The sequence below is a fragment of the Pseudomonas sp. B21-010 genome, from assembly GCF_024749325.1.
Lineage (GTDB): Bacteria > Pseudomonadota > Gammaproteobacteria > Pseudomonadales > Pseudomonadaceae > Aquipseudomonas > Aquipseudomonas kilonensis.
The window spans coordinates 685,447-709,021 of the sequence record NZ_CP087198.1 but is presented as its reverse complement, the minus strand read 5'-3'; the positions used below and the strand labels follow the sequence as shown (position 1 = coordinate 709,021).

The window sequence follows — 23,575 nt, the reverse complement described above, 5'->3', positions numbered from 1 at the left end:
CTTGGAAACCAGGGCTTGCCCGGCTCCCAAGGAGACGTAAACGGTCGCTTCAGCCCTTACTTCTGTTTTTCCAACTGGTGGTATTTGCCGTCCTTGTCCCACTGGTAAACCACGTAGTCGGAGACTTTCAAGTCACCCTTGGTGTCCCATTCCTTCTTGCCCATTACGGTCTGGACCGAGTTGGCCTTGAGCCACTTGGCCGCGTCTTCGCCCTTATTGGACTTGGCGCCATTGAAGCCGGCGGCCAGGGCCTGGACCGAAGCGTAGGCGTACAGGGTGTAGCCTTCAGGCTCGGTGCCGTTCTTGCGGAACTCTTCAACCACGGCCTTGCTGTCTGGCAGCAGGCGTGGGTCGGCGCCGAAGGTCATGTACACACCATCGACGTATTGCGCGCCGCCAGCGGTGGTGACCAGTTCGTCGGTGACGATGCCATCGTCGGACATGAACTTCACGTCCTTGAGCCCTTGCTCACGCAACTGGCGAACCAGCGGACCGGCTTCCGGGTGCAGGCCACCGAAATAAACCACGTCGGCACCGGCCGAACGGATCTTGGTCACCACGGCACTGAAGTCTTTCTCGCCGCGGGTCAGGCCTTCGTACAGCACCGCGTTCACGCCACGCTTGGCCAGTTGAGCCTTGGTGGCATCCGCCAGGCCTTGGCCGTAGGTGTCCTTGTCGTGCAGCACAGCCACTTTCTTGCCCTTGAGCACGTCGACGATGTAGTCGCCCGCCACGATGCCTTGTTGGTCGTCACGACCGCACATGCGGAACATCGCGCCCAAGCCGCGCTCGGTGACTGCCGGGTTGGTGGAGCCCGGGGTAATGGCGATGATGCCGGCTTCGTCGTAGACCTCCGAGGCTGGGATGGTGTTGGACGAGCAGAAGTGCCCGACCACGCCGATCACCTTGTCCTGGTCAACAAGGCGGTTGGCCACGGCCACGGCCTGTTTGGGTTCGCAGGCGTCGTCGCCAGCGACCAGTACGATCTTCTCACCGTTGACGCCACCTGCCTTGTTGATGGCATCGGCTGCCGCCTGGGCACCCTTCATGTACTGCTCGCCAAATGCAGCGTTGGCGCCGGTCATCGGCCCCGCCACACCAAATTTCACATCAGCTTGAGCAAACGCAGAAACACCCAGCGCAGTTGCCACTGCGAGGGCCAGGAAACCTTTCTTGTAAAACGTCTGGGACATGAGGTGGTGCTCCAAGGTTTTTTTTAGTTGGCACTGCGACTTCATTTCACTGAGAAGCTCAGAGCAAGTGCCGTGCCATCGGTTTTTTATTCTGAAAAAAGTCGCTGTTTTATTGTTATTTCGACTGTTTCGGGCCCTTTTTCATGGGGCGTGCAACCGTCTAAACCGCGCAAGGTGCAACCTTTTATTTAAATGGGTGAAACCCTCCATGAGCCATCATTGCAACCATCGCGCGAAACGGCGTGCAACCACTGTGTAACAACCCACGTCACCGAACTGCACACTGTCGGTGCGCGATTGCTACAACCCGCACCATAACAGGCTAGACGCTACGCCGGAAAACGCGGGTTCCAGCAACAATTTTCAACACTCAAATGACGATCCGCAGGCACTGGCCCGCGTGATACAGCGAGAAACCCGCCTCATACAGGCAACTGCGTAACCCCACCCCAGCCAGTGGCTGCATGGGTGCGAACGGGATCGGCAGGGCCTGGGCATTACCGTGACACAGGTAATCGGCGAACGCCTTGCCGACCACCGTGCCGGTGGTCACGCCCCGGCCGTTGTAGCCGGTAACGGCCACCAACCCGGGAGCCGGTTCGAACAGGCGCATCAAGTGATCGGGGGTAAAGGCAATGCAACCGGTCCAGGTGCACTCCCATTCCACCGACTTGAGGTAAGGAAAATAGTGCTGCTGCACCCGGTCGGCCCAAGCCTTGAGGAACCAGGTCGGCTTGCGGTTGCCGTTGCCCAGGCTGCCCAGCAGCAAACGGCCGTCCTTGTCCCGGCGGATGCTGCTCAACACCTGGCGGGTATCCCATGAGCCCTGCCCGCCCGGCAGAATGCGTCGGGCGGCCTCGTCGGTCAGCGGGACCGAGGCGACCTGATAGTAATAACCGGGGAAGAAATTGCGCCGCAGTTCGGTCCAGTCGCCCTCGGTGTAGGCGTTGGAGGCGATCACCACCTGCTCGGCCAGCACCGAACCCTGGGCAGTCTGCACCGACCAGCGCTGGCCTTGGCGTTCCAGGCGCGTCACCGGCGAGTGGTCGAATAACTGGCCGCCAAGGTCGATGGCCGCCTTGGCCAACCCGCTGGTATAGGCCATCGGATTGAGCGTGCCGGCGCGACGGTCGAGCAGCGCCGCGGCGATTTTCGACGTGCCGGTGGCATCGACACAGGCCTGGCCGGTGAGTAATTCCACCGGGGCACCACGGCGCTTCCATTGCGCTTCGCGACTGCGCAGGTCGGCCTCGCCCCGGGCGTTATGGGCCATGTGCAGGGTGCCTTCGCGGCGCAGTTGGCAATCGATGTTGTATTTATCGATGAGGCTGAACACCAGGGCCGGCGCAGCCCCCAGCATGCGGTTGAGCTGGCTGCCCACCGCCTCGCCGAATCCGGCCTCGATGTCATCCGGAGGGATCCACAGGCCGGCATTGACCAACCCGACGTTACGCCCCGATCCACCATGCCCGGCCCGATGAGCTTCCAGCACAACCACGCGCTTGCCTTGTTCGAGCAAATGCACCGCCGCCGACAGCCCGGTAAAGCCCGCGCCGATCACGCAGACGTCGGCCGTGACTTCGCCGGTGAGCGCGCTGTTTTCAGGCCTTTGCGGCGTCAGTTTTTCCCACAGACACTCTTCGTGTAACGGCATTGCCAGACTCCGAAAAAGAAACCCAACCACCACACCATTTCATTTGTGGGAGCGAGCTTGCTCGCGATGGCGGTTTATCTACCGATATTGATGTCGGCTGATTCGACGCTATCGCGAGCAAGCTCGCTCCCACAGGGGATTTCCGTTGACTCGACCTCAGTCGAAGGTAATCCCCTGCGCCAACGGCAACTCCAGCGAGTAGTTCACGGTGTTGGTCTGGCGGCGCATGTAGCCGCGCCAGGCGTCGGAGCCGGATTCGCGACCGCCGCCGGTTTCTTTTTCGCCACCGAATGCGCCGCCGATCTCGGCACCGCTCGGGCCAATGTTGACGTTGGCGATGCCGCAGTCGCTACCCACGGCCGACATGAATTGCTCGGCTTCACGCACGTCGGTGGTGAAGATGCAGGACGACAGGCCCTGGGGCACGGAATTGTTCAGCTGCAAGGCCTCGGCAAAGTCCTTGTAGCCAACCACGTACAGAATCGGCGCGAAGGTTTCGTGGCGCACCACATCGCTCTGCTCGGGCATCTCGACGATGGCCGGCGAGACGTAATAGGCATTCGGGAACTGGTCTTCAAGCTGGCGCTTGCCCCCAAACACGCGCCCGCCTTCGCTCAAGGCCTGCTCCAGCGCATCCTGCATGTTGTCGAAGCTGTGCTTGTCGATCAGCGGCCCGACCAGGTTGCCTTCCAGCGGATGGCCGATACGCACTTTCGAATAGGCGGCCTTGAGGCGGGTGACGATTTCTTCCTTCACCGATTCATGGGCAATCAGCCGGCGCAGGGTGGTGCAACGCTGGCCGGCGGTGCCGACGGCGCTGAACAGGATGGCGCGTACGGCCATGTCCAGGTCGGCGCTCGGTGCCAGGATCATGGCGTTGTTGCCGCCCAGTTCCAGAATGCTGCGGGCGAAACGCGCGGCGACTTTCGGTGCCACTTCACGGCCCATGCGGGTGCTGCCGGTGGCGCTGATCAGCGCCACACGCGGGTCATCCACCAGCGCTTCACCGGCATCGCGACCGCCGATGATCACCTGGCTCAGGTATGGGGGGGCGTCGCTGAAATTATTCAGCACGCGCTCGAACAGCGCCTGGCACGCCAGGGCGGTGAGCGGGGTCTTTTCCGACGGTTTCCAGATCACCGCGTTGCCGCACACCAGGGCCAGCGTGGTGTTCCAGGCCCAGACCGCCACCGGGAAATTGAAGGCACTGATCACCCCGACCACGCCCAGCGGATGCCAGGACTCACGCATGTGGTGGCCCGGACGCTCGGAGGCGATGGTCAGGCCGTACAGCTGGCGGGACAGGCCGACGGCGAAGTCGCAGATGTCGATCATCTCTTGCACTTCACCCAGGCCTTCCTGGGTGATCTTGCCGGCTTCCCACGACACCAGTTCGCCAAGGTCGGCCTTGTATTCACGCAACAGGTCGCCAAATTGACGCACCAGCTCGCCGCGACGCGGCGCCGGCACCTGGCGCCACAGGTCGAAGGCGTGTTCGGCACGGCTGACCTGCTGCTCGACTTCAGCCGCGCCTTCCCAGTTCACAGCGCCGATCCGGCTGCCATCAATGGGCGAATGCACCGGTTGTGTGCCGTTCTGGTACAGGGCCGAGTCGACGCCCAAGCGATCAAGCAATGCAGCAACCATGGAAATTTCCTCACACGAAAGACAAATGAGTGGCAGCCGGACGAATGCGACTGATCAGACCTGTAGTTGTAGCTGGCTCGAGACTTGCCAACAAACGACCTTTAAGCGAGATATCATTCCGTTTATTCATGCTGGCCATGACCGGATAAGCAGAGCCACAAGAAATAAGGCCTCATATGCTCAATAAACGCTATTTGCCGTCGATCACGGCGCTGCAATGCTTCGAAGCGGTGACCCGCCACCTGAGCTTCACCCGTGCCGCCGAAGAGCTGAACCTGACCCAGAGCGCCGTCAGCAAACAAGTCGCGCAACTGGAGGAGTTGCTGCAGCACTTGCTGTTCCGGCGCGTGCGCCGACGCTTGCAGCTGACGCCTGCCGGTGATTTGTACCTGGGGGAAGTGCGAAAAATCCTCACGCAGGTGGAAATGTCTACCCATTACCTGCGCTCCTACGGCGGCGACACCGAAGTCCTGCGCGTTTCCACGCCTCCGACCTTCGGCGCTCGCTGGTTGGTCCCACGCTTGAAGGGTTGGCGATTGCGGCATCCGAAGATTCACCTGGACCTGTGCAGCGAGCAGGAGGCCGACGACTTGCTGCAAGGGCGCAGCGACCTGGCGTTCTATTTCGGCCAAGGCTCGCGACCTGGCACCGAATCCCTGAAGCTGTTTGGCGAAGAACTGGTACCGGTCTGCGCGCCCGGCAGCCTGCCTGACCAGCCCTTCACCGACCCGACCCAACTGGCCGAGCTGGTGCTGCTGCAAAACGCCTCGCGGCCCCAGGCCTGGCACGACTGGTTCGACCACCAGGGCTACCACACCGAACATAGCTACCACGGGCCGCGTTTCGAAACGTTCTACATGTGCATCCGCGCAGCCCAGGTCGGCTGCGGCGTCGCCCTGCTGCCGCGGTTTCTGGTGGAAGAAGAACTGGCCGACGGCAAACTGGTCATCCCCTGGCAACACGCGATGCCCAGCACCAACGCCTATTACCTGGCCTATCCGGAACATTCGGCGGAAGTGCCCAAGGTGCGGCTTTTCGTGGAGTGGATGCTGGAGCAGATCGACAACCCGGATGCACCGCAATAGCGGCAGCCAACACAAAACACTGGCAATACCCACCACGGTTATGCGCCACTAGCCCTTTCACTACAAACCGCCGAACCTCGCTGCCCACGGCTGCGGCCTGTCTGGAGAACCCTATGAGCGAGAGCGTATTTGCCGATCGTATCGTGCAGAACCTGCTCGACACCGACTTCTACAAACTGACGATGATGCAGGCGGTGTTGCACAACTACCCCAACGTCGAAGTCGAATGGGAATTTCGCTGCCGCAACAGCGAAGACCTGCGCCCGTACCTGGCGGAGATCCGCTTTCAGATCGAGCGCCTGGCCGAGTTGAGCCTGAGCGCCGACCAGTTGGGTTTCCTGGAGCGCATCAGCTTTCTGAAGCCGGACTTCCTGCGCTTCCTGGGCCTGTTTCGCTTCAACCTGCGCTACGTGCACACCGGTATCGAAAACGGCGAGCTGTTCATCCGCCTGCGCGGGCCGTGGCTGCACGTCATTCTGTTCGAAGTGCCGCTGCTGGCCATCGTCAGCGAGGTGCGCAATCGTTATCGCTATCGTGAAATCGTGCTGGAACAGACGCGGGAACAGCTTTATCGCAAGTTCGACTGGCTGAGCGCCAACGCCAGCGCCGAAGAACTGTCCGAACTGCAAGTCGCGGACTTCGGCACCCGTCGTCGGTTTTCCTTCCGTGTCCAGGAAGAAGTGGTCAACGTGCTCAAGCATGATTTTCCGGGGCGTTTCGTCGGCACCAGTAACGTGCACCTGTCCCGAGAACTGGACATGAAGCCCCTGGGCACCATGGCCCACGAGTGGATCATGGCCCACCAGCAACTGGGCCCGCGGCTGATCGACAGCCAGATCGCTGCCCTCGATTGCTGGGTGCGCGAGTACCGAGGCCTGCTGGGGATCGCCCTGACCGATTGCATCACCATGGACGCCTTCCTCAAGGATTTCGATCTGTTCTTCGCCAAGCTGTTCGACGGTTTACGCCATGACTCGGGCGACCCGGTGATCTGGGCCGAAAAAGCCATTGCCCACTACCACAAGCTCGGCATCGACCCGATGAGCAAGACCCTGGTGTTCTCCGATAGCCTGACATTGCCCAAATGCCTGGAGATTTTTCGGGCATTGCGTGGTCGCATTAATGTCAGCTTCGGTATTGGCACCAACCTGACGTGTGACATTCCAGGTGTAGAGCCGATGAGCATCGTGCTTAAAATGATCAGCTGTGACGGGCAACCCGTGGCCAAGATTTCAGACGAGCCCGGCAAGACCCACTGCAAAGACCCGAATTTCGTCGCCTACATGCGACATGTTTTCCAAGTACCTGCCGCCCTTTCTGACACATCAAGCAAGGAGTGAATTCATGCAAGCCGTACAGCGTGAGATTGCTGAACAGCTCAAGGTCCAGCCGCCGTTCGCCGATGACGCCGCCCTCAAGGCCGAAATCGCCCGGCGGGTGGGCTTTATCCAGGATTGCCTGGTCAACTCCGGCCTCAAGTCGCTCGTGCTGGGCATCAGCGGTGGCGTCGATTCGTTGACCGCCGGGCTGCTGGCCCAACGTGCCATGCGCGAACTGCGGGAGAAAACCGGTAACGCCGCCTACAAGTTCATCGCCGTGCGCCTGCCGTACGAAACCCAGTTCGACGAACATGAAGCCCAAGCCTGCGTGGACTTCATCGACCCGGACGAGCGCCATACCGTCAACATCGGCCCGGCGGTCAAGGCCTTGGCCGATCAAGTCGCGGCATTCGAAGGCAAGGCAGCGGTCTCGCGGGATTTCGTGCTGGGCAATACCAAGGCGCGGATGCGCATGGTGGCGCAATACACCATCGCGGGCACCGAGCACGGCCTGGTGATCGGCACCGACCATGCCGCCGAAGCGGTGATGGGTTTCTTCACCAAGTTCGGTGATGGCGCCTGCGACCTGGCGCCGTTGAGTGGCTTGGTGAAAAACCAGGTCCGGGCCATCGCCCGTGACTTTGGCGCGCCGGAGTCGCTGGTGGAAAAAATCCCCACCGCCGACCTTGAGGACCTGTCCCCAGGCAAGCCGGACGAAGCCTCCCACGGTGTGACCTATGCCGAGATCGATGCGTTCCTGCACGGCGAGCCTGTGCGGGACGAGGCGTTCAGGATCATTTGCGAGACCTATCGCAAGACTGAGCACAAGCGGGTGATGCCTTATGCCCCGTAACGGGTAATTCCTGTGGGAGCGGGCTTGCTCGCGATAGCGGTGTGTCAGCTTGCATTGATGTTGAGGTTTGGTGTGTATATCCGTTGTTGCGGTAACGGCTGCTGGCGGTTCCGCTCTTACAGCGGGTCACTTTTGGAAGAGCGCCAAAAGTAACCAAAAACGCTTTGCCCCACCACTCGGCACCTCGCTTAGGCTCGGTGTGCCCGAACGCAGGCATTGCTCCGTGGGCCCGCCGCGAAGGGCCATCCATGGCCCAGCGCGGCTATCCCGGCATCCATGCCGGGATGCCCACTGCGCAATGCCTGCGTTCGGCCAGCGTGGTTTAACGGGGCGTCCAGATCAAGATCAAGATCAAGATCCGAAACAAGAGCAAGAGCAAGAGCAAGAGCAAGAGCAAGAGCGGGGCTCATGCCGGCATCTGTGTGGCTGAGCCACCGCTATCGCGAGCAAGCTCGCTCCCACACTGGATCTTCCGTAGACACAATATTTATGTGCATCCAGAGCCCCCTGTGGGAGCGAGCCTGCTCGCGAAGAGGCCGGCACATCCAACATCTTCATTGACTGGGACACCGTCATCGCGAGCAAGCTTTGCTCCCACAGATCTAATGGGTGTACGACCGCAAGAGCCAGGTCGGCTACTAGGCCGCCTCGTGGAGGACGTTGATCTCGGGCGCCCCGTTAACCACGCTGGCTGAACGAAGGTATTGCGCAGTGGGCAACCCGGCATGGATGCCGAGTTAGCCGCGCTGGGCCATGGATGGCCCTTCGCGGCGGCCCACGGAGCAATGCCTTCGTTCAGGCATGCCGAGCCTAGGCGAGGCACCGAGTGGTGGGGCAAAAGCGCTTTGGTTACTTTCGCGCTTTTCGAAAGTGACCCGCTGTAAGAGCGGAACCATAAGTAGCCGTTACCTAAATAACGGATATACACACCAAAACAACCAGACACCGAAAAAACCCAAAAAAAACGGCACTTCCCATTTCTGAAAGAAGCGCCGCTTTTTTGTGCCTGAAGCTGATTACTTCAGGGTAACGGTGCCTTTCATCATCGAGATGTGGCCCGGGAACGAGCAGAAGAAACCGTATGCCTCACCGGCAGCCAGTTTAGACACGTCGAAGGTCACCGAGTCTTTTTCCCCGGCGCCAATGACCTTGGTGTGGGCGATGATGCGAGTATCACCTTCTTTCAGGTAGTTCTTGTCGATGCCAGCGCCCACGCCATCGGTGGCGATCGGCTGCATGTCAGCCTCTTTGCTCAGCACCCAGTTATGGCCCATGACGTTTTTCGGCAAGCTGCCCGAATGCGTCAGCTCAACGGTGAACGTCTTGCAGCTCTTGTCGATCTCGATGGCCTTGGTGTTGAAGGACATCTGGTCGGTCGAGTCGATGGTGGTCTTGCACTCCGCTGCCATCAGTTGGCTGCTGGCCAGCGTCAACAGGGATACTGCAACAAGTTTGGCAAACATCGTGAATCTCCAAGGCATGGTTAACAAAAATCCGTCAAAGGGGAAGACTGCCTGAATTTCAGACAAGTTCCTATGACCTGAATCAAAGATTGTATACAACTTAAGGCTATCAGCCTGATGGACACAATCAACCAGCCAGAGGGAGGACACAGCTCTATGATCAGCCTCACCACCTCTCGGGAGCGCCCATCATGAACGTCAACAGCCTGTTATGCAGCTTGCTCGCCGCCTACGCCTGCGGCGCCAGTGGCACCTACGAAAAACCCCAACGCGAGGTTTAATCGCTTTGCGCCACCAAGGCCAGGCTTTACTCTGGGTCGGTTACTGATCATGGAGTAAAGCATGTCCATCGCGTCTGTTTGTGTATTTTGCGGCGCCAGCACCGGCACCGATCCAGCGTATCGTGAAGCCGCGCAGGCCCTGGGCCGGGCATTGGCGGAACGAAAATTGACCCTGGTCTACGGCGGCGGTGCCGTCGGCCTGATGGGTATCGTCGCCGACGCGGCCCTGGCCGCCGGCGGCGAGGTCATCGGCATCATCCCGCAAAGCCTCAAGGACAAGGAGATCGGCCACAGCGGCCTGACCCGCCTGGAAGTGGTGGACGGCATGCACGCCCGCAAGGCGCGCATGGCTGAACTCAGCGATGCCTTCATCGCCCTGCCCGGCGGCCTCGGCACGCTGGAAGAGTTGTTCGAGGTCTGGACCTGGGGCCAGCTCGGCTACCACGGCAAACCGCTGGGGCTGCTGGAAGTGAACGGCTTCTACAGCAAGCTCACCGCTTTTCTCGATCATATCGTCGGCGAAGGCTTCGTCCGCGCGCCCCATCGTGACATGCTGCAAGTGAGCGAATCAGCGCAGAACCTGCTCGATGCGCTGGACGAATGGCAACCGTCAGTGCAGCCAAAGTGGGCCGAGCAAAAACCCAGCTAACGGCTCGGCCCCGATACAGGGCAGAATATGCGCCGCTCAACCTCACCTTCGACCCCAGAGGATCGCCCATGGCCAAACCCAATTATTCCTTCGCCAAACGTCAAAGAGACTTGGCCAAGGAGCAGAAGAAAGAGGAAAAGCTGCAGCGCAAGAAAGCCACAGCTGAAGAAGAAACCGCACTGAGCCCGGATACCGAAGGCGAAGTGGCGGCAGAAGATGATGTTGATGCACCGAAAGATCAGGCGCCCGACGCCTGATACCCCCAGGGCCCGATGATCCGATCCGGCCCCCCGGTTCTGTGTCCAGGGCCGGCAGCCTCGCTGCCGGCCCTCACAATACCAGCGCCTTGATAATCGACTGGCGATAACCCGCGGGCAGGTTCACCGGCAATTGGTCCGGCTCGAACAACCCGATCTGCTTGTGCTCATGGCTGATCATCGGCACGAAACCGCCCAGCAACTCATCCATATGACACACAACCTGTGGGAGCCGTACCCTGTGGGAGCCGAGCTTGCTCGCGATGAGGGCGACACGGTTCAACTGCAAAACCGCCTCATCGTTCATCGCGAGCAAGCTCGGCTCCCACAGGCTCGCTCCCACATTTTCCACACAGCGCTCATGACTCCAGCGGCATCACCGTCACCCGCACCTCGGGATCATGATTGCCGCCCCCCAGGATCACCCCCCGCAACGGCGACACATCGGAAAAATCCCGGCCCCAGGCCAGGGTGATGTGTTCCAGGGCCGGCTGGACGTTGTTGGTCGGGTCGAAGTCCACCCAACCCACCACCGGGCAATACACCGAGACCCAGGCATGGGACGCATCGGCGCCAATCAGCCGGGGTTGGCCAGGTGGCGGCTGGGTCAGCAGGTAGCCGCTGACGTAACGCGCCGCCAGCCCGCGCGAGCGCACGCAGGCCAGCATCAAGTGGGCGAAGTCCTGGCACACGCCCCGCCGCCGCTCCAGCACCTCCACCAGCGGCGTGGCCACCTGGGTCGCCTCGGCATCGAAGGTGAACTCCTCGAAAATCTTTTCCATCAGCGCCCGCACGCCCACCATCAAGGGTCGCCCCGGCGGGAAGCAGCTTTCGGAAAACTCGACGAAGCTGCGCTTGAGGTGCACATACGGTGACTCGAAACGAAAACGGCACGCTTCCAGCAATGGCGCCGCCAGGGGCCGGCCGCTGTAGGTCAGCGCGTTGCGGGTCGACTCCCAGGCCGGGGACAGGTTGAAGTCCAGCGCGGGGCGAGACAGCACCTCGACGCTCAGGCGAGCATTGACCAGCAGCTCGTCGTGGGGGCGTTCGAAGGCCAGGCGGGTCAGCGGGTTGCCGAACACGTCCAGCTCATCGCGACGAGTCGTCGGCTCCGGGCTGATCAGCAACTGCTGTTCGGTGCAACGCTGCCAGTCACAGGCGCGCGGCCACAGATGGGCAAGCTGCTGGGCCAGGGACACCGGGCTGTCGTAGTGGTAATGGGTGTCGTGGAGGATCTGGTAACGAGCGCTCATCAGACGGACACCGTGCGTTGGCTGACGTCATCGACGTGGGCGAAATGACGCAAGGCCAGGCGATCGGACACCTGGCCACCGACATCGGCCACTTCCTGCAACAGTTCGGCCAGCCCATCAAGTGCTGCGCGCAGGCTGGCCTCACCAAACAGGGGATTTTCCAGGCAACGCAAGTCAAAGCGAGAAAGACGCGTCACCAATTCTGGCAAGGCCGTTTCCTTCGGTGCGCCAAAATCGTCGTTCAGGCGTTTGAGCGTGCGGGCCACCAGCTTTAACTGGAAAAGCACCGCGTGGGGGTTCTGTTCGTCCAGCACCAACAGGTCCAGCACCGGGATCAGTTGCGCCACCGCCAGGTAGCGCGAACGGTAGGTGATGCTGCTGTTGCCCAGTTCCAGCAACCACTCAAGCCCAGCCTGGTCGAACACCGCATCGCTACGCAAAAACGCCGCCAGGCTGCTGCTGAGGAACTGCAAGCGTTCCAGGCGCCGGCCAATCATCAAGAAGCGCCAGCCCTCGTCGCGGGTCATGTCGTCCAAGGCAAATCCGGACAACGCCGCCAGGGACATCACTAGCCGATTGAGGAAATCCAGCAACTCACCGAAATCCGGCTCCTCGGTTTCCAGCTCCATCGCTTCGCGTTGCAACTCCACCAGCGCCTGCCAGTTCTCCCGGGACAGCTTGCCGCGAACCTGCGACGCCGCCCACTGCAAGCGCTGCAGGTTGGAGCGCAGGCTGAACGACCAGTCGTCCCCCAACAGCGCCGCCAGCAAACGCTCGTGCAGCTCGCCCTCCTCAGGCAGCAGCATCAGGCTTTCGCCCAGGGACACCGCCGACTGCAGGGCCTGCGGGTCATCGCCATCGACATAACGCCCCAGCATGATCCGCAGCAACCGCGCGCTGTCGTCGCAGCGTTCGCAGTAACGGCCGAACCAGAACAGGTTTTCCACCACCCGCGAAGGCAGGTACGGATCGCGTCGAACCAGGTCGTGGACGCCTACGGTTCGCTGGGCCGTCCATTGTTCTCCACCGGGCGCCTGCTCGCCCAACACCCAAGTGTCCTTGCTGGCGCCGCCGCGCTGCATCGACACCACCTCGGCGTCGGCCTCGGCGGCCACGCGGGTCAGGCCACCCGACAGCACCCGATAATCATCCTTCCCGGACACAGCATACACACGCATGCCGATGGCCCGAGGCTGGATGTGCCCGCCTTCGGCCTGCCAGACCGGGGCCTGGGACAGTTGCGCCAGCTCCTGGGCGACATAGGCATAGGGCCGAGCCTGCATGCGCGCCGCCAGTTGGCCGCGCTGCGCCTCGTTCAGGTCCCGGCCGAACACCGGGGTGAAGCTTTGGGAAGGAAACGCCGGCTTGATCAACAGCTGCGGCAGCTTTTCCAGGGCCTGGGCCAGCACCGGCGGCTCACCGCACCACCAGGTGGCGATGGACGGCAGTATCAATTCCTCGCCGAACAGATACTGGTTGATCTTCGGCAGAAACCCCAACAGGCCTGGTGACTCCAGCACGCCGCTGCCCAGGGCATTGGCCACCAGCACCCGGCCCTGGCGCACCGCTTCCAGCAGTCCCGGCACGCCGAGGGCTGAATCGGTGCGCAGCTCCAGGGGGTCGCAGAAATCGTCGTCGAGCCGGCGCATGATGGCGTGGACCCGGCGCAGGCCGCTGAGGGTCTTGAGGTAGACCGTGGCGTCGCGCACGGTCAGGTCGCCCCCCTCCACCAGCGGATAGCCAAGCTGGCGCGCCAGATAAAGATGCTCGAAATAACTTTCGTTGAACCGCCCCGGCGTCAACAGCACCACCAGTGGCGACTCACCGTCACTGGGTGCCTGGCGTGCCAGGGTTTCCTGCAAGGTGCGGAAGAACCCGGACAGGTGTCGCACCCTCAAGTCGCGATACAGCTCGGGGAACGCGCGGGAAACGATCATGCGATTTTCCAGCGCATAACCGGCCCCCGAAGGCGCCTGGGTCCGATCCGCCGTGACCCACCAACGGCCATCGGGGGTGCGCGCCAGATCCACCGCATACAAGTGCAGGAAGCTGCCGTCCGGCGGCGCGATGCCCTGGCAGGGCCAAAGGAAATTGTTGTGCCCGAACACCAGCTCTGCCGGCAGCAGCCCTTCGCTGATCAGCCGCTGTGGCCCATACAGGTCGGCCAGAACCGCATTGAGCAGCCGTGCACGCTGTGCGATCCCGGCCGACAGATGTTTCCATTCCTGCGGGTCGATCACGTGGGGCAGCAGGTCCAGCTCCCACGGCCGGTCGGCGCCCTTCGGATCGGCATAGACGTTATAGGTGACACCGTTTTCCTGGATCTGCCGAGCCAGCAGCGCCTGACGCTGGATCAGGTGAGCCGGCGTGCTGCGCTGCAACTGATCGAACAACCGCCGCCAGTGCGGACGCACCGCACCGTTGTTGTCCAACAGTTCGTGATAGGTGCCCGTCGTCAGCGGGTAACGGTCAAGCAGGTCAGGCATGGAAAGCTCGGCAGACGGCAATAAAAGGTGAGACTAGCGCAAGCGCATGACGCCCGGATAGGTGGAAGAGTGTGACCAGACGCTGGGTCGTGCCCTGTAGGAGCTGCCGGAGGCTGCGATCTTTTGATCTTGATCTTGATCTTGATCTTGATCTTGATCTTTCATCTTTCATCTTTCACTCCAGACTCAATTGGCAGGGGAAAGATCGCAGCCTCGTTGCACTCGACAGCTCCTACACAGCTCCTACACAGCTCCTACATTGAAGCCCCTGGAAAGCGTCGCAGATCGAGCGTGAGCGGAAACTCGTCATCCATGGCCAGGCTGGGTATCGGAAGTTTCCCAGGCGTGTGTCCGATACGGAAGAAACGCGCCATCCGCCGGCTTTCGGCCTCGTTGGCATTCACCGGCAGGCTGTCGTAGTTGCGCCCGCCCGGATGGGCCACGTGATACTGGCAGCCGCCCACGGAACGTTGCATCCAGGTGTCGAGCAAGTCGAAGACCAGCGGCGCATGCACCGGAATGGTCGGTTGCAGGCAGTTGGCCGGTTGCCAGGCGCGGAAACGCACCCCGGCGACGAACTCACCGACCCGACCGGTGGGTTGCAACGGCACCGGCACGCCATTGCAGGTCAGCAGGTAGCGTTGCGGCGCCAGGCCGCTGAGCTTGACCTGCAAGCGCTCCAGGGAGGAATCCACATAACGCACGGTACCGCCCACCGCGCCCTCTTCCCCCAGCACATGCCAAGGCTCGAGGGCTTGGCGCAATTGCAGTTCGATACCGCTGACCGCGTAATCGCCCACCTTGGGGAAGCGGAACTCCAGGTGCGCGGCGAACCACTCGGCCCGCAGCGGGTAGCCGGCTGCGTTCAGCTCATGGATGACGTCGGCAAAATCCTGCTCGATAAAGTGCGGCAACAGGAACCGGTCATGCAGCTCGGTGCCCCAGCGCGCCAGTTTCGCCGGCGCATAAGGCTCACGCCAGAACCGCGCCACCAGCGCCCGCAGCAGTAATTGCTGGGCCAGGCTCATGCGGGCGTGGGGTGGCATCTCGAAAGCACGCAACTCCAACAGGCCGAGACGCCCGGTGGCGCCGTCCGGTGAATAGAGCTTGTCGACGCAGAATTCGGCACGGTGCGTATTGCCGGTCACGTCGATCAACAGGTTGCGCAACAGGCGATCGACCAACCACGGAGGGCATTCCTCGCCGGGCTGTGGCATTTGCGCGAAAGCGATTTCCAGTTCGTACAACGCGTCGTTGCGCGCCTCGTCCACGCGAGGCGCCTGGGAGGTCGGGCCGATGAACAATCCGGAAAACAGGTAGGACAACGACGGGTGGTTATGCCAGTAACTGATCAGGCTGCGCAGCAGGTCGGGACGCCGCAGAAACGGTGAGTCAGCCGGTGTCGCGCCACCCAGTACGAAATGGTTACCACCGCCGGTGCCCGTGTGCCGGCCATCGATCATGAATTTCTCGGTGGTCAGTCGGGTCTGTCGCGCCTCTTCGTATAAAAATTCAGTGCGCTCGACCAACTCATCCCAGGTCGCCGAGGGTTGCACGTTGACCTCGATCACACCCGGGTCGGGAGTGATGCGGAAATTGCCCAGGCGCGGGTCGCTCGGCGGCTCGTAGCCCTCCAACAGCACCGGACAGTGCAGCTCCTCAGCCGTCGCCTCGATGGCGCTGACCAGTTCCAGGTAATCCTCGACCCGCTCCAGTGGCGGCATGAACAGGTACAGCCGGCCATCGCGGGCCTCGGCACAGAAGGCGGTACGGGTCAGCCAGTCGGCGGATTTGTCGATCTCCGGGACACGCTCCTGCTCGGCCGCCGGCTCGCCGTGACGCGCCAGTTGCTCGGTGCCGGGCAGCTCGGGCAAGTCCTGGTTCGGGTCGGTGGGGTGGATGAACGGGTACTCGGCCGCCGTCACCCAAGGCTGGGACGCCAGTGGCAAGCGATAGCCCAGGGGCGAATCCCCCGGCACCAGGCGGCAGTGACTGTCACGCAGGTACCAGCGACCGCTTTGCCATTGATCGCCCTTGGCGGTGCGGGCCAGCGGCAGGACCTGGCCAATGACCTTGTCCAGGCCCTGGTTGAAGACCTTGCGCAACCGTGCACGCTCCAGGGCGTCCTCCAGGCGTGGGTCCTCGGCCGTGACATTCGAAGGCAATGCACCTTCGCGCCAGAGGTAATAGAAGTTGTCTTCGTAGGCCGGAAACACGAACCGCGCAGGAATTTTCAAACGCTCGGCAACGCTCGCCAGGAAACGCCCGGCCAGTTCACCATCGGCGCCATAGTCCTCCTGCTCATCGGCGATCAACGCGCTGTTGTGCCAGATCGGCACCCCGTCGCGCCGCCAATAGCAGTTGAGCGACCAGCGCGGCAATTGCTCGCCGGGGTACCACTTGCCCTGGCCGAAATGCACCAGCCCCTTGGGCGCATAGTGATTGCGCATGCGCTGGAACAGCTCGGCGGAGAGCCGGCGTTTGTCCGGCCCGAGTGCCGCGGTGTTCCACTCGGCACCGTCCGGGTCATCGATGGAGACAAAGGTCGGTTCGCCACCCATGGTCAGGCGCACGTCGCCCTCCAACAGGTCGGCATCGATCTGGCGCCCCAGCGCCTGGATCGCCAGCCACTGTGCGTCGGTGTAAGGCTTGGTCACCCGCGGCGCTTCCCAGACCCGCTCGACGGACATTTCGTGGCTGAACTCACACTCGCAAGGCTCCACCAAGCCGCTGATCGGGGCCGCCGAGGACGGATCGGGACTGCACGCCAACGGGATGTGGCCTTCACCGGCGAACAACCCGGACGTCGCATCCAGGCCGATCCAGCCGGCACCGGGCAGGTAGACCTCGCACCAGGCATGCAGGTCGGTGAAGTCCACGTCGGTGCCGGACGGGCCATCGAGGCTTTTCACATCGGCGGTCAACTGGATCAGGTAACCGGAAACGAAACGCGCGGCCAAGCCAAGGTTGCGCAACAGCTGCACCAACAACCAGGCCGAGTCGCGGCAAGAGCCGGACGCATGCTCGAGGGTATGCTCCGGGGTCTGCACGCCCGGCTCCATGCGAATCAGGTAGTTGATGTCTTCGCTCAGGCGCTGGTTGAGCGCCACCAGAAAATCCACCGCTGGCAACGGCGTGCGGTCGATGCCGTCCAGATAGGCCTGGAATTTCGGCGTCAGCGGCAGGGTTTCCAGATAAGGCGCCAACTCCTTGCGCTCGTCGGCCGCGTAGGCGAACGGAATCTTTTCGGCGTAGGGCTCGAGGAAGAAGTCGAACGGATTGAACACCGCCATTTCCGCCAGCAGATCGACTTCGATCCGCATCTCCCGGGTTTTCTCGGGAAACACCAGCCGCGCCAGGTAGTTGCCCTGGGGGTCTTGCTGCCAGTTGATGAAGTGCTGCTCAGGCGAAACCTTCAGCGCATAGGAAAGAATGCGCGTGCGGCTATGGGCCGCCGGGCGCAGGCGAACGATCTGCGGGCCGAGTTCGACGGCGCGGTCGTAGCGGTAATGCGTGACGTGATGCAATGCGACATGGATCGACACGACGTGCCTCCTGCGAGCCTGGGCGTTATCGAAAGCGGCGCAAGACTTATGCCATGCAGGCAGGTCGGACACTTTCTTTATCTACTCAAGGCAGTAGAGCACTAAAAACGCGCGCTGCCCGAATTCATCTGCAAAGCAATGCACATAAATGCGGCGCCGGCAGCGCGAGTCGAATCAGCGACGCGGGCGTGAGGCCTTCTTCGGGACCTCCTTCAGCGCTGTCTTTAGCGATTCGCGCTGCCGACGAATCTCGACGAGCTTGCTGCGCATCTCGCGATGGCGCTTGCTGTTGAGCAACAGCAAACCCAATAGCGGAAACAGCAAGGCCAACGCATAGATGACCTTATGCGGACGATCCTCGATGGTCGGTAGTACGGCCAGCAGGCATAACACCAGCACCCCGACCAAACCCCATACCCATTGAGGCCTGCCGCGCACCACCATGAAATTGCAGTGCACCACGACCATGGTGACCGCCATGCCCCCCAGCATCGACCAGGTGACTTGCTCGTCGAGTGAGGCGCCGGCGAAATAGGACGCCGAGACCAAGGGAATAGCACAGGCCAATGAGAATAGCGCCGCGAAAATGCCGCCCATGAATGTCGGGAAATAACGCGCCAGAAAACGCGGAAGGCTGAGATCGTCCATCTACTCCTCCAGCTCTTCATACAAGCCAACGGCGATGGTTTTGACATTGCCCGACAAGCTGCTGCCGGTGAAGCCAATTGCCGCGCCCAGGGAGTCCTTGATCTGGGTGACCGTAGCGTGCTGCAGCTGGGTCGGAGTGAAGCGCTTGGGCAGTTCGCCGGCCAGTTGCTTGAGCTTGAGCATCTTCGGCGTCAACCGGGGATCGTTGATGCTCAGCAACTCTTTGGTCAACTTCGACCGTTCCTGGCGATTCAGCCCACGCAAGACTTCACGCAGACTTTTACCGGTAGTGGCCTTGGCCACCTTCACCAGTTTTATGGTGGTCAAGGTGGAAGCCCCTACGCCCAACAGAGAGGCCGCATCCAGACCGATCGAGGCATATTGGTACCACTCCTCACTGTCCAGCTTGTCGTTGAACTGCGGATTGACCACTTCTGCTGCCGTACGGATACCGCCGGCAAAACACTGCACCGTACTGGCGGCCGCAGCGGTATAGCCCAGGGCCACGACCACGGTACTGGCCCCGGCGCTGAAGGGAACCGCAACCGACCCACTGAGCACGACAATCCAACCCAATACCGCGCCAGCGCAGGACAAGGTGGTATTGATCGCCTCTCCGACCAGGCGCGATTGCCGAGGATTGTCTTGCACCTGTTGGGCAAATTGCGCCGGAGCGATGTACTTCTGCGCCTCGTGCAAAATGATTCGCTTGGGCTTGATGCTGCAAATCGGCTTGAATTCGCGCAGGACCACTACGTTGAACTCAGCATCGATGTACACCACGCCCGCACCGACAATGCCCGGATCGGCGTCAATGGCAGCAAACAGGCGCGGCAGGTTGAGTTGGCTTTCGATACGGCGACGGGCCATCAACTGGGAGATGCTGTTGTCCATGCCGATGCCGGGTAACGGAGTGCTCATATGAATCGTCCTTGAGAATCGGAGGGTGAGACTTTATCCACATTGAACCCTGTGGCGAGGGAGCTTGCTCCCGCTGGGCTGCGAAGCAGCCCCAAACAAACCCATGCAGTTTTCCCAGACAGACCGTGCCAGCCGGTTTACGACGGCTTCGCCGCCGAGCGGGAGCAAGCTCCCTCGCCACATGAGCGATGTGTCCGGCGTTGTTGTGCCTATTGACGGGAATTGGCGGGCGCCACGATAACAAACGGCCAGCATCGCCGCTAGAAAGCAAAACGCCAGCACTTAGGCTGGCGTTTTACGAGGTGGCTAGGCGATCAGCGCGGCACGACAGGCTTGCGCGCCGGTTTCGGGCCTTTGCCCTTGGCGGCGTCCTTGCGTTCCTTGGCGGCCTGCTGGTTGCGGGCGAATGCCGCGGCCTTGGCTTGCTCGCGCTTGTCCCATGCGTTGCCACCATCGCTGGCACGCGGCGGCAGGCCGGTGTGCTGGGTCAGGATCTTGGTGGTTTCCTTGCCCACCTTGTGGCTGCCGGCTGGCGTCGAGTTCTTGCGACGGGCGCTCTGGTAGCTGTCGGTGGCCGGCTGGTGCAACGGAATCAATTGGTTCTTGCCCGGCCCGATCAGGTCGGCGCGGCCCATGCGGGTCAGCGCTTCGCGCAGCATCGGCCAGCCCTTGGGGTCGTGATAACGCAGGAAGGCCTTGTGCAGGCGGCGCTGCTCCTCGCTCTTGACGATGGTCACCGCGTCGCTCTTGTAGGTGACCTTGCGCAGCGGGTTCTTGCCCGAGTGGTACATCGCCGTGGCCGTAGCCATTGGCGACGGATAGAACGCCTGCACCTGGTCGGCGCGGAAGCCGTTGCCCTTGAGCCACAGCGCCAGGTTCATCATGTCTTCATCGGTGGTGCCCGGGTGGGCGGCGATGAAGTACGGAATCAGGTACTGCTCTTTCCCGGCTTCCTTGGTGTACTTCTCGAACATCCGCTTGAATTTGTCATAGCTGCCGATGCCCGGCTTCATCATCTGGTTGAGCGGGCCTTCCTCGGTATGCTCCGGAGCGATCTTCAGGTAACCGCCGACGTGGTGGGTCACCAGCTCCTTGACGTATTCCGGCGACTCGACCGCCAGGTCGTAACGCAGGCCAGAGGCAATCAGGATCTTCTTCACCCCAGGCAAGGCCCGGGCGCTGCGGTACAGCTGGATCAGCGAAGAATGGTCGGTGTTCAGGTTCGGGCAGATGCCGGGGAACACGCACGACGGCTTGCGGCACGCGGATTCGATTTCCGGGCTCTTGCAGGCAATGCGATACATGTTCGCGGTCGGGCCGCCGAGGTCGGAAATGACCCCGGTGAAACCCGGGACCTTGTCGCGGATCTCCTCGATCTCGCGAATGATCGACTCTTCGGAACGGTTCTGGATGATCCGGCCTTCGTGCTCGGTGATCGAGCAGAACGTGCAGCCGCCAAAGCAGCCACGCATGATGTTCACCGAGAAACGGATCATCTCGTAGGCCGGGATCTTCTCCTTGCCGTACGCCGGATGGGGGACGCGTGCGTAAGGCATGCCAAACACGTAGTCCATTTCTTCGGTGGTCATCGGAATGGGCGGCGGGTTGAACCAGACGTCGACTTCGCCGTGCTTCTGCACCAGGGCGCGGGCATTGCCTGGATTGGTTTCCAGGTGAAGCACGCGGTTGGCGTGGGCGTAGAGCACCGCGTCGCCACGAACCTTTTCCACCGACGGCAGGCGAATCACGGTCTTGTCGCGGGTCATTTTCGGGCTCGCCAGGATCTGCACGACCTTGGCTTCGCTCGGGTCCTCGACCGGCCCCTTCTCCTGCTCGATGGCGCAGGCTTGCGTGTCCTGGGTGTTCACATACGGGTTGATGATCTTGTCGATCTTGCCCGGACGGTCGATGCGCGTGGAGTCGACTTCGTACCAGTCTTTCGGCGTATCACGACGGATGAAGGCCGTGCCGCGCACGTCGGTGATGTCTTCGATCTTGTGGCCGTAGGACAGGCGCTGGGCGACTTCGACAATCGCCCGCTCGGCATTGCCGTAGAGCAGGATGTCGGCGCAGGCGTCGATCAGGATCGAGTTGCGGACACGGTCCTGCCAGTAATCGTAGTGAGCGATACGACGCAGCGACGCTTCGATACCACCCAGCACGATCGGCACATGTTTGTAGGCTTCCTTGCAGCGCTGGCTGTAGACCAGGCTCGCGCGGTCCGGCCGTTTGCCCGCCATGCCGCCCGGGGTGTAGGCGTCATCGGAGCGAATTTTCTTGTCGGCGGTGTAGCGGTTGATCATCGAGTCCATGTTGCCGGCCGCGACACCGAAAAACAGGTTGGGCTCGCCAAGCTTCATGAAGTCGTCTTTGGACTGCCAGTTCGGCTGGGCAATGATCCCGACGCGAAAGCCCTGGGCTTCCAGCAAACGGCCAATGATCGCCATGCCGAACGACGGGTGATCGACGTAGGCATCACCGGTCACGATGATGATGTCGCACGAATCCCAGCCGAGCTGATCCATCTCCTCCCTGCTCATGGGCAGGAACGGCGCCGGGCCGAAACATTCGGCCCAGTACTTGGGATAGTCAAATAACGGCTTGGCTGCTTGCATGTCGATAACCGGTATAAAAGATGAAAAATCGCGGGCGCGGAATATAGCACAAAAAATAACCAATTCCGACGGCTATGGTCGGAAATTGGTCGCACACCGCAAACCCAATGTGGGAGCGAGCTTGCTCGCGAAGAGGTCTGCACATTCAACACATGTTCTGACAGTTACACCGCTATCGCGAGCAAGCTCGCTCCCACAGGAAAAATACAACCTCCTGGAAAGGGGTTGCCTCAAGAGATGCTGAACAGGTTATTCGTCGTCATCAAAATTGTAGCTACCCGGCGCCAGGTTCTCGAACCGGGTGTACTTGCCGATGAACGCCAGGCGGATGAAGCCGATCGGGCCGTTCCGCTGCTTGCCGATGATGATTTCGGCGATGCCCTTGTGCTCCGTCTCGGGGTGATACACCTCGTCGCGGTACACGAACATGATGACGTCGGCGTCCTGCTCGATCGCTCCGGATTCCCGCAAGTCGGAGTTCACCGGACGCTTGTTGGGGCGCTGTTCCAGGGAACGGTTCAACTGGGAAAGAGCCACCACCGGGCAGTTGAATTCCTTGGCCAGGGCCTTGAGGGAACGGGAGATTTCGGAAATCTCGTTGGTCCGGTTGTCGCCGCTGGAACCGGGGATCTGCATCAGTTGCAGGTAGTCGATCATGATCAACCCGACCTCACCGTGCTCACGCACCAGGCGGCGGGTCCGGGCGCGCATTTCCGATGGGCTGATACCAGCCGTATCGTCGATGAACAGCTTGCGGTCGTTGAGCAGGTTGACCGCCGAGGTGAGGCGCGGCCAGTCGTCGTCTTCCAGTTGGCCGGAACGAACCTTGGTCTGGTCGATACGCCCCAGGGACGAGAGCATACGCATGATCAGCGATTCGCCTGGCATCTCGAGGGAGTACACCAGGACCGCCTTTTCGCTGCGCAGCACGGCGTTTTCCACCAGGTTCATCGCAAAGGTGGTTTTCCCCATGGACGGACGGCCGGCGACGATAATCAGGTCGGACGGCTGCAGGCCGCTGGTCTTCTCGTCGAGGTCGGTGTAGCCGGTGGACAGGCCGGTAATGGCGTTGTCAGTATTGAACAAGGTGTCGATACGGTCGATCGCCTTGGTCAACAGGTCGTTGACACTGACCGGGCCGCCGGTTTTCGGTCGGGCCTCGGCGATCTGGAAGATCTGCCGTTCGGCCTCGTCGAGGATCTCGGCGGCGGTGCGGCCTTCCGGGTTGAAGGCGCTGTCGGCAATTTCGGTGCTGATGCCGATCAATTGGCGCAAGGTCGCCCGCTCGCGCACGATCTGCGCGTAAGCCTTGATGTTGGCGACCGACGGCGTGTTTTTCGCCAGTTCGCCCAGGTAACCGAGGCCACCGACCTGAGACGTCTGCCCTTCCTTGTCCAATTGCTCGGCCAGGGTCACGACGTCGATCGGCATGTTCTGATCGGCCAGCTTGGCGATCGCACGGAAAATCAGCCGGTGGTCATGCCGGTAGAAATCGCCATCGGAGACTTGATCGAGCACGCGTTCCCAGGCGTTGTTGTCCAGCATCAGACCACCGAGCACGGCCTGTTCGGCCTCGATGGAATGCGGAGGCACCTTCAGGGCAGCGGTTTGCAGATCGTATTGCTCGGGAGCGGTGATTTCGTTCATGGCCACTTCTGGTTATGAAAATCAGGAATTGCAGAAAGACAAAGGGCACGACCTGTAAA

General features: G+C 61.5%; 17 protein-coding genes. 5 read left to right on the top strand and 12 right to left on the bottom strand.

Translation table 11 applies throughout. The features are described from left to right. Positions 1-56: 56 nt before the first annotated feature. From LOY50_RS03065 to LOY50_RS03055, 3 genes are all read right to left on the bottom strand, one after another. Entirely contained in the window at positions 57-1,193 is a 1,137-nt protein-coding gene (locus LOY50_RS03065; protein WP_214511434.1) for an ABC transporter substrate-binding protein, read from the bottom strand. A 370-nt stretch (positions 1,194-1,563) separates the two neighbouring features. Beyond that, on the bottom strand, positions 1,564-2,847 hold the full coding sequence (locus LOY50_RS03060; protein ID WP_258690269.1) for an FAD-binding oxidoreductase: 1,284 nt from the start codon (positions 2,845-2,847) through the stop codon (positions 1,564-1,566). 156 nt (positions 2,848-3,003) lie between these two features. After that, a complete protein-coding gene (locus LOY50_RS03055) occupies positions 3,004-4,494 on the bottom strand; it encodes an aldehyde dehydrogenase family protein (RefSeq protein WP_258690268.1) in 1,491 nt (496 codons plus the stop codon). A gap of 176 nt (positions 4,495-4,670) precedes the next feature. Between LOY50_RS03055 and LOY50_RS03050 the strand changes: the two genes are divergently transcribed. The 3 genes from LOY50_RS03050 to nadE all read left to right on the top strand — a co-directional run bounded on the left by LOY50_RS03050 (position 4,671) and on the right by nadE (position 7,751). Then, positions 4,671-5,579, top strand: coding sequence for a LysR family transcriptional regulator (locus tag LOY50_RS03050; RefSeq protein WP_253471270.1), 909 nt, complete (start codon positions 4,671-4,673; stop codon positions 5,577-5,579). Positions 5,580-5,692: 113 nt separating this feature from the next. After that, positions 5,693-6,919 (top strand): nicotinate phosphoribosyltransferase, encoded by a 1,227-nt coding sequence (gene pncB, locus LOY50_RS03045; protein ID WP_212797752.1) that lies wholly within the window; start codon positions 5,693-5,695, stop codon positions 6,917-6,919. 4 nt (positions 6,920-6,923) lie between these two features. After that, positions 6,924-7,751, top strand: a complete 828-nt coding sequence (gene nadE / locus LOY50_RS03040; protein ID WP_046064346.1) for an ammonia-dependent NAD(+) synthetase — start codon at positions 6,924-6,926, stop codon at positions 7,749-7,751. A gap of 1,016 nt (positions 7,752-8,767) precedes the next feature. Here nadE and azu read toward each other — a convergent pair. After that, positions 8,768-9,214, bottom strand: coding sequence for an azurin (azu, locus tag LOY50_RS03035; protein WP_253471265.1), 447 nt, complete (start codon positions 9,212-9,214; stop codon positions 8,768-8,770). Between the two features lie 342 nt (positions 9,215-9,556). On the opposite strand from azu, the gene LOY50_RS03030 reads away from it, so the two are divergent. Both LOY50_RS03030 and LOY50_RS03025 read left to right on the top strand, forming a co-directional pair. Then, positions 9,557-10,144, top strand: coding sequence for a TIGR00730 family Rossman fold protein (locus tag LOY50_RS03030; protein ID WP_018604315.1), 588 nt, complete (start codon positions 9,557-9,559; stop codon positions 10,142-10,144). A 68-nt stretch (positions 10,145-10,212) separates the two neighbouring features. Further along, the gene (locus tag LOY50_RS03025) at positions 10,213-10,401 is read left to right on the top strand and encodes a hypothetical protein (protein ID WP_253471264.1); all 189 of its coding nucleotides are present in this window, start codon (positions 10,213-10,215) and stop codon (positions 10,399-10,401) included. A gap of 73 nt (positions 10,402-10,474) precedes the next feature. On the opposite strand, the gene LOY50_RS03020 is transcribed toward LOY50_RS03025, so the two are convergent. From LOY50_RS03020 to dnaB, 8 genes are all read right to left on the bottom strand, one after another. After that, the gene (locus LOY50_RS03020) at positions 10,475-10,612 is read right to left on the bottom strand and encodes a hypothetical protein (RefSeq protein ID WP_258690267.1); all 138 of its coding nucleotides are present in this window, start codon (positions 10,610-10,612) and stop codon (positions 10,475-10,477) included. 148 nt (positions 10,613-10,760) lie between these two features. Beyond that, the gene (locus tag LOY50_RS03015) at positions 10,761-11,654 is read right to left on the bottom strand and encodes a transglutaminase family protein (protein WP_253471262.1); all 894 of its coding nucleotides are present in this window, start codon (positions 11,652-11,654) and stop codon (positions 10,761-10,763) included. Then, complete coding sequence (locus LOY50_RS03010) at positions 11,654-14,140, bottom strand: circularly permuted type 2 ATP-grasp protein (RefSeq protein ID WP_258690266.1); 2,487 nt, start codon at positions 14,138-14,140, stop codon at positions 11,654-11,656. Before LOY50_RS03010 ends, LOY50_RS03015 begins: the two co-directional genes overlap by 1 nt. Before the next feature lie 254 nt (positions 14,141-14,394). Then, positions 14,395-17,685, bottom strand: coding sequence for a DUF2126 domain-containing protein (locus tag LOY50_RS03005; protein ID WP_258690265.1), 3,291 nt, complete (start codon positions 17,683-17,685; stop codon positions 14,395-14,397). A 174-nt stretch (positions 17,686-17,859) separates the two neighbouring features. Beyond that, positions 17,860-18,333: a hypothetical protein gene (locus LOY50_RS03000; RefSeq protein ID WP_253471256.1), complete on the bottom strand. Its 474-nt coding sequence runs from the start codon at positions 18,331-18,333 to the stop codon at positions 17,860-17,862. Further along, a complete protein-coding gene (locus LOY50_RS02995) occupies positions 18,334-19,254 on the bottom strand; it encodes an NAD synthetase (protein WP_253471254.1) in 921 nt (306 codons plus the stop codon). A 314-nt stretch (positions 19,255-19,568) separates the two neighbouring features. Beyond that, on the bottom strand, positions 19,569-21,869 hold the full coding sequence (locus tag LOY50_RS02990) for a YgiQ family radical SAM protein (protein ID WP_024618454.1): 2,301 nt from the start codon (positions 21,867-21,869) through the stop codon (positions 19,569-19,571). Positions 21,870-22,118: 249 nt separating this feature from the next. Next, positions 22,119-23,516: a replicative DNA helicase gene (dnaB, locus tag LOY50_RS02985; RefSeq protein ID WP_014336312.1), complete on the bottom strand. Its 1,398-nt coding sequence runs from the start codon at positions 23,514-23,516 to the stop codon at positions 22,119-22,121. Positions 23,517-23,575 lie beyond the last annotated feature (59 nt).